Below are 3180 nucleotides of genomic sequence, written 5' to 3' on the forward strand. Positions count from 1 at the left end.
CAACAATCAACAGGGCGACGTGTCATTCACAGGCGTATGCAACTTGGCGCCTCCCAGGCCAGCGCCCCCGCGCAGCGAGAAAGGGTGAACGTGTGCAGCGCCTCAGGGGTTGTTTCATTCTTTACTGACGTTCCAGCAGCTCGATGTCCTTGGGGTAGCGGATCGTGTGCTCGGCGCTGAACTGCGCGGTGGCGCCTGCGGCCAGGGGCTGCAGCCACGCTGCGGTGCCGGGGGTGCGGTTCCACGCCGTTTCCGCAGGCTGGGGCTGGTAGCGCGATTCGACCTCGATCTTCTCGTTGCGCGACACCGGCGCGGCATGCAGCACCTGCAGCGTGATGGCGGTGGTGTGGCGGTTTTCCACGCTGTAGGCGCGGCGTGTCTTGCGCTCGGTGCGCGATCCGGTAAAGCCCGTGCTGCCGGTCAGGTCCTGCACGGGCTCGGCCCGCACGGTGACGCGTTCATCCCGGCCAAACGACAGGCTGGTGCTGCCTGCCGGGGCGCCCGCACTGGGCGCGCCAAAGTCGATGCGGCCGTTGCCCACAAACGCGCCGTCGCGGTACAACCCTGCCGGGCCCGCAGGCCACACGCCAGGCGGCTGTGCGATCTGGGCCACCACGTAGGCCGCATCCTCCACGGCGGGGGCTGTGCGGGTGATGAGCGTGGCAGGGGCAGTGTGGCTGCCCAGCGCCAGCGTGACGCGTTGGCCGCTCGATGGCACGGTGATGCGCTGCGGCACAGCGAATTCGGTGGCAAAGCCCTTGTCGAGGGTGCTCACGTCGAAGGAGATCTTGTCCTCCTCGGTCACATTGCGTGAGCGTGCCACGGGCGATGGTGCTGCAGCCATGGCCATCGCCGGTGCGGCTGCGGCCATGGGGCGTGGCGGCTGGGCTACATCCAGCGTCCACTCGCGCGGCAGGCGGCCCTGGGTGGCGCGGCCGGGCTGGCCGGTGGACAAGGTCAGTTGCACATTGCCCCAGTCTTCGCCGCTGTTTTGCGCCACCAGCGCCTGGCGCTCGATCAGCACCGTGGATTTGTTCGCATCCAGCGTGGCCCGGTAGCTGGGCTGCCAGCCTGGGCCGCGCACTTGGTAGGACAGGCGCAGCTCGGCCTCGCGCTCGGCAGCCAGGTGGATGGTGACCGTCACCACCCGCGCACGCTGGCTGGCCACGCGGTCGCGCTCGGCCACCAGGGGTTTGAGGGCCAGTTCCAGCGCCTCTTGCTTGCGCTGGAGCTGGTGTGCGCGTGCAGCACTGTCCTGGCCGGACTTGCGCAGCACCTCGGCGGTGGCAGTGATCTGCACGGGCGTCGGGGTGGCGGCACGGGCGGCGGTGGTGGCAGGCGCTGCCGCCTCCGTGCCCGCGCCGGTTTGCGCCACGCTGCGCAAGTAGCCGTCCACCAGTTGCAGCGCAGAGGCTTCGGCCTTCACCCCCGCGATCTGGTCCTCCAGCTCGCGGATGCGGCCGTCGAGCGGGCTCGCGCAGCCTGCCGCCACATCGCGGTCTTCGGTGAGCACATTGAATTCGCCCACGCGCACGGCGGGGTCGGCGTTGATCTGCAGGCTTTGCGCGTCCAGCGACGCGGGCAAGCAGCCCAGCGTGAGGCTGCGCGCGCCCGCAGGCACCTTGGCCACACGCTCCACCGTGGCGCTGCCTGGGTAGACGGTGACGCGGGCGATGCGGGAGGTGTCTTGAGCGTGGGAAGGCAAGGCCGCGTTGCAGAGCAGGGCGATGCTGACCAGGCACAGGGGCCGCAGTGGGTGTGGGGCGTGCAAGCGCGAGGGAAGTGAGGGCTGGATCACGGGGCTCCTTGGGCGCGGTGGACAAAGGGAATGGGATGCTAGCAGCCGCCGTGGCCTGGAACAGGTGGAGAGCGTCAACACGTTCTCAAAGTACCAAGGGCACCTCCGCCGCCAAAAAGTCATACACCGCCCGGATCTTGCGGCTGGTGCGGATCTCGCGGTGCACTGTGAGCCAGATGGGGAGCTCGGGCAGGGGCAGCATGGGCAGCACGGCCACCACGTTCGGGTCGGTGCGGGCCATGTAGTTGCCCACAAAACCAATGCCCAGCCCTGCACGCACGGCCTCCCAGTAAGCCATGAGATCGTCGGTGCGGAACGCGAAGTGCTGGGGCTCCACCGGGTAGCCCATGGCGGCAAAGCCTTGCCGGATGTCTTCGTGCCGGTCGTTGCCCACCAGCTCATGCTGCAGCAGGTCGGTGGGTTGCTGGGGGGTGCCCTTGCGGCGCAGGTAGTCGCGGTGGGCGTAGGCGCCCAGCGTCACGGCGCCGATGCGCTTGGCCACCAGGCTGACCTGGTCGGGGCGCACCATGCGCAGCGCAATGTCGGCCTCGCGGCGCAGCAGGTTGGTGACCTGGTTGCTGGCCACCAGCTCCACCTGCACCTCGGGCAGCGCCAGGCGCATGCGTGCCAGCACCGGGGGCAGCAGCACGCAGGCCACGGGCTGGCTGGCGGTGATGCGCACGGTGCCAGTCACCCCCGCCTCAGCGCCCGACACACTGCGCGCCAGCTGGTGCGCGCCCGCCTCCATGGCGCGGGCGGATTCAGCCAGTCGCAGCGCCGTGGCCGTGGGCAGCAGGCCGCGCCCGGTGCGCTCGAACAGCACCACGCCCAGCTGCGATTCCAGCTCGGCAATGTGGCGGCCGATGGTGGGCTGGCTGGCGTTGAGTGCCCGGGCTGCGCCCAGCAGGCTGCCCTGGTCCAGCGCGGCCAGAAACGACTGCACGAGGCTCCAGTCAAAGCTTGTGTTCATGGCGATAGCGTGCCCGCATCGGGGTGGCCGTGGGGTGGGTAGAGGTATTCAATTTTGCATTGCTGCTATGAACAGTTAGGCAATTGTGTAACGGTGGCTGCGTTTTCACAATCGCTCCATCCCTTATGAATGGAGCCCCGACATGACCCATCCTCCCCGTTGCTCCCCCGGCACAAACGGCCCTTCTACCGTGTTGATCCTGGGCGCACGGGGGCGGTTGGGCCTGGCGGCGGCCCGGGCCTTTGCCCAGGCCGGCTGGCAGGTGCTGGCCCAGGTGCGGCCCGCTGCGCGTGGGCCCGCCCTGCCTGCCATTCCTGGCGTGTGGTGGATGCCTGTGGCGGTGGATGACACCGCTGCGCTGGCAGCCCAGGCGCAGGGCGCGCAGGTGGTGGTGCATGCGCTGAACCCCGCC

The 3180-nt window shown here is 69.2% G+C and carries 3 protein-coding genes; 1 reads left to right on the forward strand and 2 read right to left on the reverse strand.

The window, feature by feature from the left end; all coding sequences use genetic code 11:
- Positions 1 to 121 precede the first annotated feature (121 nt).
- Together DBR12_RS12200 and DBR12_RS12205 are read right to left on the reverse strand one after the other, a co-directional pair.
- On the reverse strand, positions 122 to 1705 hold the full coding sequence (locus DBR12_RS12200) for a DUF4139 domain-containing protein (protein WP_233244417.1): 1584 nt from the start codon (positions 1703 to 1705) through the stop codon (positions 122 to 124).
- 178 nt (positions 1706 to 1883) lie between these two features.
- The gene (locus tag DBR12_RS12205; protein ID WP_108617489.1) at positions 1884 to 2768 is read right to left on the reverse strand and encodes a LysR family transcriptional regulator; all 885 of its coding nucleotides are present in this window, start codon (positions 2766 to 2768) and stop codon (positions 1884 to 1886) included.
- Positions 2769 to 2910: 142 nt separating this feature from the next.
- On the opposite strand from DBR12_RS12205, the gene DBR12_RS22810 reads away from it, so the two are divergent.
- Positions 2911 to 3180: NmrA family NAD(P)-binding protein (locus tag DBR12_RS22810; RefSeq protein WP_233244418.1), on the forward strand; the 270-nt coding region annotated here is incomplete at its 3' end.

It is taken from the genome of Acidovorax sp. HMWF029, assembly GCF_003060895.1.
GTDB lineage: Bacteria > Pseudomonadota > Gammaproteobacteria > Burkholderiales > Burkholderiaceae_C > Acidovorax.

Excerpts from the sequence above, each read along its gene's own strand:
- DBR12_RS12205 (WP_108617489.1), bottom strand. The coding sequence starts at position 2,768 with ATGAACACAAGCTTTGACTGGAGCCTCGTGCAGTCGTTTCTGGCCGCG.